Here is a 12601-nt window from a genome sequence, read left to right on the forward strand (position 1 = left end):
TGGCCGGTGGGGCGCGGGGCGTCGATAAGCCCGAGGGAATCCGAAGGAACTGCCAAAGGCAGTGACGAGGATGACAACGGGGGGGGCCGCCGAGGCAGGTCCGGAGCGAAGGCTCCGGACTGCAATCGTTGACCCGCGCCCCACCGGCCGCCGACGCGACGGGCGTCTCAAGAACCCACCCCCAGCCCACGCCAAAAACCCAAAACTCATCTGAAGCCCGTAAACTCGCCGAAAAACATACAACATCCGGAGGGACAACATGCGCATTTTGCTGGTCGAGGACAACCTTGATCTGGGCGATGCCGTGGAAAGCAAATTGCGGCTGGCGGGCCATAGCGTGCAATGGGTGCATGATGGACTGGCGGCGTTGCGTTGGGGGTTGGACGAGACCTGGGACGCGTTGGTGCTGGACATCAATCTGCCGGGCAAAGACGGGTTTTCCGTCATCCGTGAATTGCGCGCAGCCGGGCTGGAAGCGCCTGTGCTTGTCATGACCGCCCGGGCGGAAATCGAAGACAAGATCGACATGCTGGACCTCGGCGCAGACGACTACCTCGTCAAGCCCTTTGACTTGCGCGAACTTGAAGCGCGGCTGCGGGCGCTGATGCGGCGGCCGGCCGGGCAGACCACCAGCACCACGCACTATGGCAATCTCAGCCTGGATCTGGCCGGGCGTAGCGTTACGTTGTCGGGCGCGCCGCTGGAGCTGGGGCGGCGCGAGTTTCGGTTGCTGGAGATCCTGGTGGGCCGGATCGGCCAGACCGTCGCCAAGGAACGGCTGATGAATCAGCTATTCGACCTGGATGACGGCTCGCTGAATGCGCTGGAACTGTTGATTTCGCGGCTGCGCAAGAAGCTGGCCGGCGCGTCGATCGACATCGTCACCGTGCGCGGCGTCGGCTATCAGGCCCGCAGCCATGAGCATCCCTGAAAGCGCCTCCATCCGCCGCCGCGTCTTCACCTTGGGCGCGGCGTTGCTGGCGTGCGCGCTGATCGGCCTGGTGTTCTTCCTGCGCGATTACGCGCACCGGGCCGCCGAGCAGGCCTTCGACCGGCTGCTGGCCGCGTCGGCGCTGACCATCGCCGGGTCCGTGCAGATCGAAGATAACGGCGTGACCGTCGAACCACCCGTCTCGTCGCTGGCCATGCTCTCGGGCAGCGAACGCGTGTTCTACGAAGCGCGCGCCTCCAATGGCAGGCTGATTACCGGGTACGCCGATCTGGCGCCCGCCTTGCCGCTGGCGCAGGCGGCGACGCCCGTGTTCGCGTATGTGACGTATCACGACGAGCCCGTCCGCGTGGCGACGGTGGGGCGGCTGGTGTCCGCCAGTCAACATGCCGGCTGGGTGACGGTGCGCGTGGCGGAAACGCTGGGTTCGCGCGAAGCATTGGCCAGCGAAATCCTGGGGCGCGGCGCGTTGCCCCTGCTGATCGTGTCGCTGGTGGCGCTGGGATTGCTGTGGTTCGGCGTGCAGCGCGCATTCGCGCCGCTGGCCGTGCTGGAGCGCGACCTGCGCACCCGCGCGCCCGAAGACCTGACGCCGCTGACCACGCCCGTGCCGCCGGAGGTCCGCCGGCTGGTCCAAGCGCTGAACGCCTTCATGCAACGCCTTTCCATCATCATGGACACCTTGAACACCCTGGTCGCCGACGCCACCCATCAAGTCCGCACGCCGCTGGCGTCCTTGCGGGCGCAGGCCGAAGTGGCGCTGGAAGAGACCGATCCGGCGCGCCTGCGCGAACGCATCGGCCGCATTCACCTGAACGCCACGCATGCCAGCCAATTGATCAATCAGTTGCTGATGGACGCCACCATCACGCACCGCCTGGGTAAAGGGCCGCGGGAATCGGTAGGCGTGGCCGAAACCATCAACGAAACGCGGCGTCGCATCGGCCCGGTGGAAGCCGGGCGGCTGCATATTGAAATCGCGCCCGAGGTGCGTCGCGCGCGGATCGCCGGCGACCGCGTGGCGCTGCGGGAAATGCTGCGCAATCTGGTGGATAACGCGCTGCGCTACGCGCCCGACGGCACCGTGGACATTCAGGCAACGCCGGTCGCGGGCTTTCGCGTCGCGTTGACGGTATCGGACCGCGGCCCCGGCATTTCCGACGACGAAAAGGAAGCCGTGCAGCAACGCTTCACGCGCGGGCGGGCCGGGCAATCGCGATCGGGGTCCGGCCTGGGGCTGGCGATCGTGCGTTCCGTCGCGATGGCACACGGCGGTTCCCTATGGTTGCACGACCGCCCCGGCGGCGGGCTGTCGGCGCGGGTCATCCTGCCGCTGGCGCAGCCGTCCGGCCGACACCTGGCCGCGTGGCTGGGCGCCCTTTGCTCGGCGGCGATGCTACTGACGGCTGCGCCAGGCGATGCGCGGGCGGCGGAGCTGGACGAGATCGTCACGCACTACCCCGCGCCGCAGCCCACGTCGCGCACGCTGGTCATCGCGGGGCCGACCGACACGCCCGTCGTCGCCCCATTGATCCAGGGGTTCCAGGCGCTGCGGCCGGATGTGTCGGTGACCTACCGCGAAATCGGCAGCCGCGAACTGTACGAAGCCACGGTCGACGGACGGTTGACGCAGGTGGACGTGCTGATGAGTTCGGCGTCGGACCTGCAAATCCGGCTGGCCAACGACGGCTATGCGCAAAGCTACGCATCGCCCTACGCCCCCAAACTGCCCTCGTGGGCCGTCTGGCGCAACGAAGTCTATGGTTTCACTTTCGAGCCGGCGGTGATCGTCTACAACCCCAAGCGCTTCACGGAAGCCACCGTGCCGCGATCGCGCCAGGACCTCCTGCGGCTGCTGGAACGCGAACCGTCTGGCCTGCAAGGCCGCGTCGGCACCTACGACATCGCCGCCAGCAGCGTGGGGTATCTGCTGGCCGAGCAAGACGAGCTGGTGTCGTCGAACTTCTGGGGGCTGGCCAACGCCATGGGACAGGCCGGCGTGCGCCTGTCGCCCACCACCGCCCAGCTCCTGGACGCCATCGAAAACGACGACATGGACCTGGCCTACAACATCCTGGGCTCATACGCCCTGTCGCGCCAGGCATCCGGCAGCAAGATCGGCGTCGTGTTCCCGCAAGACTACGTGCTGGTGCTGGCGCGGTCGGTGCTGATATCCCGGCGCGCGCCCAGCCCCGACTTGGCCCGCGCACTGGTCGACTGGCTGCTGTCGCCCGCCGGCCAGCAGGTGGCCTCCAGCCACGCGGCGCTGGGCTCCATCATGGAAGACACGCCGGGCCGCTGGACATCCGAAGCGGTGCTGGCGCGTTCAAGCGGGATCGTCCAGCCGGTGGTGCTAAGCCCCGCCCTGCTGGTGGGCCTGGACCAGCGGCGGCACTCGCGCTTCGTGCAGAACTGGGTGCGGCTGGTGACGGACACGCCGAAGCGGCCCTGACGTCACCGCGCTGTCGCGCCGCGCGGCGTAAGCCTTCAACGTCATCAGCGCGCAAGGCCAGGGATTACCCCTAGCCGCTTGCCGCCCCCATGACAGGACGACGACAGACGGCGCCTCCTAAGATGGGCGCACGCTGGACCGAGATCCTGCTCACACTAATTCCAATCGGAGACAACACCCATGCTTGCCAAGTCCCAACTGGCGGCCGCCTGCGCCGCTGCATTCGCCATTGCCACCGGCAGCGCCTTTGCACAGGCCGTGCCCGCGGGTTACCCGGCCGACTATCAGAAGATCCTGGACGGCGCCAAGAAGGAAGGCAAGGTCGTTATCTATTCGACCACCGACACCAAGGCCGCCGGCCCCATCATCAAGGGCTTTGAAGCGTTGTACCCGGGCGTCAAGGTCGAATACAACGACATGAACAGCACCGAGCTCTACAACCGCTACATCAGCGAACAGGCAGCGGGCGGCGGCAGCGGCGACATCGTCTGGAGCTCGTCGATGGATTCGGCCTTGAAGCTGGCCTCCGACTACGCGCTGCAATACAAGTCGCCCGAAGCCGGCAAGCTGCCCGCTTGGGCGGTCTGGAAGGATTCGGCCTACGGCACGACCTACGAACCGGCCGTGTTCATCTACAACAAGCGCCTGATCCCCGCTGCCGAAGTGCCCACCACGCACGGCGCGCTGGCCAAGCTGATCGCCAGCCAGCCGGACAAGTTCAAGAACAAGGTCACGACCTACGACATTGAAAAGTCGGCCGTGGGCTTCATGCTGGCGGTGCAGGACAAGGCCAACGACCCCAAGTATTTCGACACGCTGAAAGACATCGCCAAGGGCGGCCTGGTCGTGCAATCGTCCACCGGCACCATGATGGAACGCGTGTCGTCGGGCGAAAACCTGATCGGCTACAACATCCTGGGGTCTTACGCCGAAACGCGCGCCAAGGCCGACCCGTCGCTGGGCGTGGCCTACCCGACCGACTACGCGCTGGTGTTGTCGCGCGTGGCGTTCATCAGCAAGAAGGCCAAGAACCGCAACGCCGCCAAGTTGTGGATGGACTACCTGCTGTCGCAGAAGGGCCAGGAGATCATGGCTAACCAGGCGGACCTGGCTTCGGTGCGCGACGACATCGCCGGCGACAACGACGTGGATGGCATGACGAAGAAGCTGGGCGCCTCGCTCAAGCCGATTCCGGTCAACGAAACGCTGCTGGACTACCTGGAACAGACCAAGCGCCTGCAGTTCATCAAGGACTGGCGCGCCGCGGCCGGCAAGTAAGGCCGCGCGGGTCCGGGGCGCGGCGCGCCCGCCCCGGCGCCCAATACGCGTAGCGGACGGCAGCCTGCCGACCGCTTGACCGCCCCCCGGGCGGGCCTGCCCCTACCCGGGCGGCGCGACCGTCGCGTCATTTTCGACAACAGGATTTCCCCATGCAGTCATTGCGCAGAAAATGGCAGTCCCTGCCGCGCGGCGTGGTGGTGTTGATCACGGCATTGGCCATCTACGTGCCGCTGTCGTTCATCATCATCCAGAGCTTTCTCTCCGCGCCTTTCTTTGCCCCGTCCAAGGTCTTCAGCCTGGACGCATTCCGCTTTATCTTCGCGGATCCCGATTTCTACAAGGCGCTGAAAAGCGGCTTCATCCTGGCCTTTGGGCTGGCCATCATCGCCATTCCGCTGGGCGGCATGCTGGCCTTCCTGATGATCCGCACCGACCTGCCCGGCCGCCGCTGGATCGAACCGCTGATCCTGGTGCCGGTGTTCGTATCGCCCATGGTGCTGGGTTTTGGTTATGTGGTGGCCGCGGGCCCGGTGGGCTTTTTCTCGATCTGGGCGCAGAACATCCTGGGCTTTGTGCCATGGAACGTCTATTCGCTGACCAGCATTGTCATCATCGCCGGCCTGACGCACGTGCCGCATGCCTACCTGTACATCTCGTCGGCCCTGCGCAGCATGGGTTCCGACGTGGAAGAAGCCGCCCGCGTCACCGGCGCGACGCCGCTGCGCGTGATGGTGTCGGTCAGCCTGCCGATGGTGCGTCCGGCCATGCTGTACGCGACCGTGCTGCTGTTCTTCCTGGGGCTGGAAGTGTTCGGCCTGGTGCTGGTGCTGGGCGATCCGGAAGGCAACCTGGTACTGGCCACCTACCTGTACAAACTGACCAACAAGCTGGGCATTCCGTCGTATCACCTGATGGCGGCCGTGGCCGTGATCCTGATCTGCATGACGATTCCGCTGGTCATGCTGCAGCGCCGCCTGATGCGCACCGCGAACCGCTTCGTCACCGTCAAGGGCAAGGCCTCGCGCGCCCGTCCGCTGCCGCTGGGCAAGTGGCGCTGGGTGGCCGGCGCCGTCGTGGCGTTCTGGCTGCTGGTCACCATCGTGGTGCCGCTGCTGGGCGTGCTGTTGCGGGCCTTCGTGTCCAACTGGGGCATGGGCGTGTCGTTGTTCGACGTGCTGTCGCTGGACGCCTTCCGCACCGTGTTCGCGCAGCCCAATCTGATGCGCGCCATCGTGAACTCGGTGGCCATCGGCGTGTTCGGCGGCGCGCTGGCCGTGATGTGCTACATGTTCGTGGGCCTGGCCATGCACCGCAAGCCCGACAACGTCACCCGCTTCATGGACTACAGCGTGCTGGTGCCGCGCGCCGTGCCCGGCCTGCTGGCCGGCCTGGCGTTTCTGTGGGTGTTCCTGTTCGTGCCGATGTGGCTGGACAACGCGCTGGATGTGGACGAGAACGGCTGGCTGTCCGCCCTGCCGTTCGCCGAATGGCTGCGCGAGAACTTCATCGAATGGCTGCGCGCCATGCGCAGCACCATCTTCAGCGTCTGGCTGGCCTATACGGTGGTGTGGATGGCCTACGGCCTGCGGTTGATCTCGTCGACCCTGCTGCAGGTGGGGCCGGAACTTGAAGAGGCCGCCCGCAGCGCCGGCGCGCGCCGCGGCCAGGTCACGCGCCACGTCACCGTGCCGTTGGCCAAGTACGGCCTGATCGGCTCTTGGCTGCTGATGTTCCTGATCTTCGAGCGCGAATACTCCACGGGCGTGTACCTGCTGTCACCCGGCACCGAGACCATCGGTTCCATGCTGGTGTCGCTGTGGGCCTCGGGCGCCATCGACATCGTGGCCGCGCTTTCCTTCATCAATATCGTTCTGGTCGTGATCGGCCTGGGCATCGCCCTGCGATTCGGAGTCAAACTTCATGATTGAGCTTTCTGTAGAAGACCTGCACCTGGACTACGGCGACAACCCGGTGCTTAAAGGCGTCTCGATGCAATTGCGCCAGGGCGAAGTGGTCTCCCTGCTGGGCCCCTCGGGCAGCGGCAAGACGACCTTGCTGCGTGCCGTGGCCGGGCTGGAAGGCCCCAAGCGCGGCCGCATCACCATTGGCGATCGCATCGTCTACGACGGTGGCGCGCGCAAGGAGATTCCCGCCGAAGAACGCAACCTGGGCCTGGTGTTCCAGTCCTACGCGCTGTGGCCGCACAAGACCGTGTTCGAAAACGTGGCTTACCCGCTGAAGCTGCGCAAGGTGCCGTCGGCCGAGGTCCGCGACCGCGTGCAGGCCGTGCTGGACCAGCTGGGCCTGGGCAAACTGGGCCACCGCCATCCGCATGCGCTATCCGGCGGCCAACAGCAGCGCGTGGCCATCGGGCGGGCGCTGGTCTATAGCCCGCCCGTCATCCTGCTGGACGAACCGTTGTCCAACCTGGACGCCAAGCTGCGCGAAGAGGCCCGGGCCTTCCTGCGCGAACTGATCATCCGCCTGGGGCTGTCGGCCCTGATGGTGACGCATGACCAGAGCGAAGCCATGGCGATTTCCGACCGCATCCTGCTGTTGAACAACGGCAAGATCGAGCAGCAGGGCACGCCGCAGGAAATGTACGGGTCACCGTCCACGCTCTTCACCGCCGAATTCATGGGCAGCAACAACCGGCTGGAAGGCAAGGTCACGGAAGTGCGCGACGGCCGGGCCCGCATCGAAGGCCGGGGCTGGGCCTTGTGGGGCAAGGCCGGCGAAGGCGTGGCCCCCGGCCAGGACGGCACGGCGGTGATCCGGGTGGAGCAAGTGCGTCTGGCGGACGACCCCGACGGCAACCACCTGGACATGCCGCTGCTGACCAGCATGTACCTGGGCGACCGCTGGGAATACCTGTTCCGCACGCCGGACGCCGATCCTGCCAACACGCTGGCCCTGCGCGCCTATGGCCCGGAAGGCCGCGAGCCCGGCCCGTGCCGGCTGGCGCTGCCCGCCAGCAAGGTCTGGGTCTTCCCGCGCAAGACAGCCTGACGCGCCAGGGTTGTCCGCGCGCGGCCAGCGCCACGCGCGGACGGACAAGCGTTCCGTGTCCGGTCGGCGGCCCGGCGCGCCGTCCAATAGCTGTTACAAGCCGTTGGCCGGCATGTCGGGCGACGTGGACTCGACTTACAATGCGTCCGTGCAACGCCCTGATTCCTCCTCCCCGCTAAGCCGTTACGTGCGGTGGCTGGGCGCTCCCGCCCAGCACTACCTGCGCATCGGCATCGCAATATCGCTGTTGGTGCACGCCGGCGCCCTGGCGTGGCGCTTCGGCGTGCCCGCCCTTACCCGCCCGCCCGTGACCAGCCTGGAAGTCGTGCTGCTGAATGCCCGCAGCGAGACGCCGCCGGACACGCCGCGCGCCCAGGCGCAGAATCAAATGAGCGGCGGCGGCAACGCCGACCGCGGCATGACCACCACCCCCCTGCCCCAGACGGGCGCCTCCGCCGAAACGATCGTGCTGGAAGCCATGCGCCGCCGGCAGGTGCAGCTGGAAGCCGAACAAACCCGGCTGATGACGCAATTGCGCTCGCAGGAAAAGGCGGGCGCCGAGCGCCAGGCCGTCAACCCCTGGCCGGACGGGACCGATCTGGGCCAGGACTCCCAAGACCAGGCCAGCGTGATCCAGAATGCCCAGGTTGCCGCCCTGGCCGCCCGGGTGCAGCAATACAGCGCCGAACCCCGCAAGCAGTTCGTGGCCCCCTCGGCCGAGGCCTCGCGCTACGCCGCGTACCTGGACGCCTGGCGCACCCGCATCGAGGCGGTCGGCACACAACACTACCCCGACGAGGCGCGCGGGCGCATCTACGGTTCGCTGCGCATCACGGTATCGGTCCGCAGCGACGGAAGCATCGCCAACGTCGAAATCGACCAGCCCTCGCCACACGCGGTGCTGAACCAGGCCGCCCGCCGCATCGTCCAACTGGCGGCGCCGTTCCCCCCATTCCCCCCCGACATCGCCCGCGACACCGACGTGCTGGTCATCACCCGCACCTGGCATTTCGTCAACGACACCCTGGAAACACAAGCCCCATGACCGAGGCGCCCCCTCTTGCCCGCTACGCCGTCATCGGCAATCCCATCGCGCACAGCCGTTCGCCCCAGATCCACGACCTGTTCTCCCGGCAGACCGGCAAGCCGCTGCGTTACGAACGCCTGCTGGCGCCGGTGGACGGTTTTACCGAAGCCGCCGCGGCTTTCGTGGCCGAGGGCGGGCTGGGCCTGAATGTCACGGTGCCTTTCAAGCGGGACGCCTATGCGCTGGCGGCCGGCCGCCTGACCGCCCGCGCGCGGCTGGCCGGCGCGGTCAATACCCTGTCCTGGCGCGACGGCGCCTGGCATGGCTGCAACACGGATGGCGTGGGCCTGGTGTCCGACCTGCTGCGCCTGGGCGTGCGCCTGAACGGCGCGTCGGTGCTGCTGGTGGGCGCGGGCGGCGCCGCCCGCGGCGTGCTGCAGCCTCTGGCGGAAGCCGGCTGCGCTCGCCTGCACATCGTCAATCGCACGGCGTCCAAGGCGCTGGAACTGGCCGACGCCTGGCGCAGCACCGGCGTGTCGCCGCAAACGCGGGTCACGGCGGGCGGGCTGGCCGACGCCCCCCTGCCTGGCGGCTGGAACCTGGTTGTCAACGCCACCGCAAGCGGCTTGCAGGACACGGCCCCCGACTTGCCGGCCGGCCTGTACGCCGAGGGCGCGGCGGGCTACGACATGATGTACGGCGCCGAACCCACCGCCTTCATGAAACAGGCAGAGGCCGACGGCGCCGCGCTGACGGCCGATGGCCTGGGCATGCTGGTAGGCCAGGCCGCCGAGAGCTTTTTCATCTGGCATGGCGTGCGGCCTGACCCGGCGCCTGTGCTGGCGGCGCTGCGAGAGACGCTCATGGCGGGACGCTGAACAGCATGGCGGCGCGCAAGGGCCGATCCTGGTTCCGGATCACCACCGGCGTCCTGATGGCGCTGGTGTGCCTGGTCCTGCTGTATCAATTCTGGCTCTTCGCCCAGGTCGTCTGGTACAACTACCGCGACCCCGGCAGCAGCGCGATCATGCGCGAAGAGCTGTCCCGCCTGCGCGAAGGCAACCCGGACTTCAAACTGCAATACGAGTGGGTGCCCTACGACAAGATCAACCGCAACCTGAAACGGGCGGTGGTGGCCTCGGAAGACTCCAACTTCACCGGGCACGACGGCATCGAATGGGACGCCATCCGCAAAGCCTGGGAATACAACCAGCGCCAGGAAGAAGCGGGCCGCAGCAAGATGCGCGGCGGCTCCACCATCACTCAGCAGTTGGCCAAGAACCTGTTCCTGTCCAGTTCGCGCAGCTATATCCGCAAGGGCCAGGAACTGGTCTTGACCTATATGATCGAACACGTCATGACCAAGGAGCGGATTCTGGAACTGTATCTGAACGTGGCCGAGTGGGGCGTGGGCGTCTTTGGGGCGCAGGCCGCCTCCAGGCACTACTTCAACACCACGGCGGCCAACCTGGGCGCCAGCCAGGCCGCCCGGCTGGCCGCCATGCTGCCCAACCCCCGCTTCTATGACAGCCGCCGCAATTCCAACTACCTGAACTCCCGCGTTGGCGTGCTGACCCGCCGGATGCAGATGGTCGACATCCCCTGACAACCGAAACCACGACGTTCCGTCAGGCCTTCCCCACTCTTAACGGTGGGATTTGTTAAGCTTTCACGTTTACGCGCTCCCATTCCTTTTCATGCGTACCGCACGTCGCTACCTGGCCCGCGAGATCTATCGCTCTTGCGCAGTGGTCCTTATGGCCCTGCTGGGCCTTTTCACGTTCTTCGCGCTGGTGGACGACCTGGACAACGTGGGCGACAAGTTCTCCATGATGGCCCTGCTCTACATGCAGGCGCTGGCCATTCCCACCCGCTTGTACGACCTGCTGCCCATCGGCCTGCTGATTGGGGCGATTCTGGCGCTGGCCGGCCTGGCGCAGCGCAATGAACTCGTTATCTTGCGCGTTTCTGGCGTCAGCGGGATGCGTCTGCTGCGCATGCTGTGGGTCGTCACCATCCCCTTGATGATCGGCGCGGCCCTGCTGTCCGAATACGTCACCCCGTGGGCCGAGATCAAAAGCGGCGAAGCCAACCTGCTGTTTCGCGGCAAGGCCGGCGGCGACCGCTTAAAGAGCGGCTATTGGTTCAAGGAACCCATGGCCAACGGCGGCACCCGCATCATTAATATCGGCGAACTCAAGGGCGACGGCCAGGTGGCCAACGTCATCCTGTACGAATTCAAGAAAGACCTGACGCTTTCGGTCTTGTCCACGGCGCCCACCGGGCTGTTCGCCCACGGCGACCTGGTGCTGAAGGATGTGGCCGAAACGCGGCTGGACAGCGACGCCTCCGAGGCGCTGGCCAATGCCCGCCCGCCCAAGAACCCGCCGGCCGCCGTCGTGAAGGTGCCCGAGCGCACGGTGGACACCACCCTCAGCGCCGAACGCCTGCTGGCCCGCGTGCTGACTCCTGAACGCATGTCCATCATCACATTGCTGGATTATGTGGAGTATTTGCGCGACAACCAGCTGCAATATGGTCGACAGGTCGTTGCGCTATGGCGCAAACTGGCCTATCCGTTCACGTTGCTGGTGATGATCACGATTGCCGCGCCGATCGGCCTGATGCAGACCCGCCGCGGCGGCGTCGGCGCCAAGGTCTTCATCGGCATTTTGCTGGGCGTGGGTTTCTTCATGCTGAACCAGTTGGCGCTGAACGTGGGCATGCTGGGCAAGTGGCCGCCCTGGCTGACCGCCCTGGGCCCGAACATCGGGGCCATGGCGCTGGCGCTGGGTGCCATGACCTACATGGAATACCGCCACACCTTTACCCGGTTCGTCCAACAACGCTGGCCTTGGAGCAAGAGTCCCGCATGAATGGCAGTATCTGGATGATCGGCGACGTGCAGGGGTGCTGCTCGCCGCTGGATCGCTTGCTGTCCCACCCCGATCTGGTCGGCGACCCGAAGTCGCGCTTCTGGTTCGCCGGGGACCTGGTCAACCGCGGCCCGCAGTCGCTGGAGACCCTGCGTCGCATCATCGACCTGGGCGACCGCGCGACGTCGGTGCTGGGCAATCACGACCTGCACCTGCTGGCTGCCGCGGCCGGGGTGCGCAAGCCATCAAAATCGGACACGCTCGAAGACATCCTTCGCGCGCCGGACGCGGCCGCCTTGATCAATTGGCTGCGGTTCCGCCCGCTGGCCCATTTCGAGCAAGGCCATTTGCTGGTGCACGCCGGCACGCTGGCAAAATGGGACGTCGCCAAGACGCTGTCCCTGGCCGGCGAGGTGCAAGACGCGCTGCGCGGCCCGAACTGGCAGAAGGCGCTGCAAAAGATGTACGGCAACGAGCCGGCTACGTGGAAAGAAGACCACAAAGGCGGCAAGCGGATGCGGGTGATCATCAATGCGCTGACACGAATCCGCCTGTGCACGCCGAACGGACACATGGAGTTCGCCACCAAGGTCGCCCCAGGCGCCTGGCCCCCGGGCCTGGTGCCGTGGTTCGACGTCCCGAACCGGGCGACACGCGACATCACGACGGTGTTTGGACACTGGTCGACGCTGGGCTTGCTGCAGCGGCCGGACGTAATCTGCCTGGACACCGGATGCGTGTGGGGGGGAGCGTTGACGGCGTTGCGGTTGCAGGATCGGAAGCTGGTGCAGGTGAAGTGTTCGCAGTTTCAGGATCCGTTGTCTGAGTGACGGGTTTCTTTGGGTGATTGCGGGGCGTTGGGGCGGGGCTTCGTAGGTTCGTAGGTTCGTAGGTTCGTAGGTTCGTAGGTTCGTAGGTTCGTAGGACGCCCGTCGCCGGGGTCGGGTGGGTGGCGCGCGCCCACGATTGCGGTCCGGAGCCTTCGCTCCGGACTGCCCCTTCGTCAT

Annotated in this window: 10 protein-coding genes; all 10 read left to right on the plus strand. The window is 66.4% G+C overall.

What is annotated here, in order from left to right; genetic code table 11:
- Window positions 1–259: 259 nt before the first annotated feature.
- The 10 genes from ACI0FO_RS29180 to ACI0FO_RS29225 all read left to right on the plus strand — a co-directional run bounded on the left by ACI0FO_RS29180 (window position 260) and on the right by ACI0FO_RS29225 (window position 12424).
- Entirely contained in the window at window positions 260–931 is a 672-nt protein-coding gene (locus ACI0FO_RS29180; RefSeq protein WP_416032057.1) for a response regulator transcription factor, read from the plus strand.
- Window positions 918–3401 carry an extracellular solute-binding protein gene (locus ACI0FO_RS29185; RefSeq protein WP_416032058.1) on the plus strand — a complete coding sequence of 828 codons (2484 nt, stop codon included), beginning with the start codon at window positions 918–920 and terminating at the stop codon, window positions 3399–3401. Before ACI0FO_RS29180 ends, ACI0FO_RS29185 begins: the two co-directional genes overlap by 14 nt.
- A gap of 180 nt (window positions 3402–3581) precedes the next feature.
- Window positions 3582–4679 carry an ABC transporter substrate-binding protein gene (locus ACI0FO_RS29190; protein ID WP_416032059.1) on the plus strand — a complete coding sequence of 366 codons (1098 nt, stop codon included), beginning with the start codon at window positions 3582–3584 and terminating at the stop codon, window positions 4677–4679.
- Between the two features lie 152 nt (window positions 4680–4831).
- A complete protein-coding gene (locus tag ACI0FO_RS29195) occupies window positions 4832–6610 on the plus strand; it encodes an ABC transporter permease (protein ID WP_416032060.1) in 1779 nt (592 codons plus the stop codon).
- On the plus strand, window positions 6603–7691 hold the full coding sequence (locus tag ACI0FO_RS29200; protein WP_416032061.1) for an ABC transporter ATP-binding protein: 1089 nt from the start codon (window positions 6603–6605) through the stop codon (window positions 7689–7691). Before ACI0FO_RS29195 ends, ACI0FO_RS29200 begins: the two co-directional genes overlap by 8 nt.
- 112 nt (window positions 7692–7803) lie before the next feature.
- Window positions 7804–8736, plus strand: coding sequence for a TonB family protein (locus ACI0FO_RS29205; RefSeq protein WP_416032065.1), 933 nt, complete (start codon window positions 7804–7806; stop codon window positions 8734–8736).
- Complete coding sequence (aroE, locus tag ACI0FO_RS29210) at window positions 8733–9596, plus strand: shikimate dehydrogenase (RefSeq protein WP_416032062.1); 864 nt, start codon at window positions 8733–8735, stop codon at window positions 9594–9596. The genes ACI0FO_RS29205 and aroE overlap by 4 nt, the downstream gene beginning before the upstream one ends.
- Before the next feature lie 5 nt (window positions 9597–9601).
- Window positions 9602–10324: a monofunctional biosynthetic peptidoglycan transglycosylase gene (gene mtgA, locus ACI0FO_RS29215; protein ID WP_416032063.1), complete on the plus strand. Its 723-nt coding sequence runs from the start codon at window positions 9602–9604 to the stop codon at window positions 10322–10324.
- A gap of 91 nt (window positions 10325–10415) precedes the next feature.
- Entirely contained in the window at window positions 10416–11594 is a 1179-nt protein-coding gene (lptG, locus tag ACI0FO_RS29220) for an LPS export ABC transporter permease LptG (protein ID WP_416032064.1), read from the plus strand.
- On the plus strand, window positions 11591–12424 hold the full coding sequence (locus tag ACI0FO_RS29225; protein WP_105560568.1) for a symmetrical bis(5'-nucleosyl)-tetraphosphatase: 834 nt from the start codon (window positions 11591–11593) through the stop codon (window positions 12422–12424). Before lptG ends, ACI0FO_RS29225 begins: the two co-directional genes overlap by 4 nt.
- Window positions 12425–12601 lie beyond the last annotated feature (177 nt).

This window comes from Achromobacter marplatensis, assembly GCF_049060505.1.
Taxonomy (GTDB): Bacteria; Pseudomonadota; Gammaproteobacteria; order Burkholderiales; family Burkholderiaceae_B; genus Achromobacter; species Achromobacter marplatensis_A.